Genomic DNA, 269 nt, shown 5'->3' on the forward strand with positions numbered 1-269 from the left:
CTGTTGAGCTATGTATTCACTCAACAGTAATACCTTATGGTATTGGGTTTCCCCATTCGGAAATCCCAGACTCAAATGGTTTTTACTACCTAATCTGGGCTTATCGCAAGTTAATACGTCCTTCATCGCCTCTGACTGCCAAGGCATCCACCGTGTACGCTTAGTCACTTAACCATACAACCCGAAGGAGTTTCGAGTTGATGTTCAAATCACCAAAGTTGTCTCTCATTATTTGAATGAGCGAGAGACATTCGATTTTGCCGGACTCA

General features: G+C 43.1%; 1 rRNA gene. It reads right to left on the reverse strand.

From position 1 onward, the window contains the following. Positions 1 to 174, reverse strand: a 23S ribosomal RNA gene (locus tag IQP38_RS11820); the annotation flags it as partial. Between the last annotated feature and the right edge of the window lie 95 nt (positions 175 to 269).

This window comes from Vibrio sp. OPT41 (assembly GCF_015163595.1).
Lineage (GTDB): Bacteria > Pseudomonadota > Gammaproteobacteria > Enterobacterales > Vibrionaceae > Vibrio > Vibrio alginolyticus.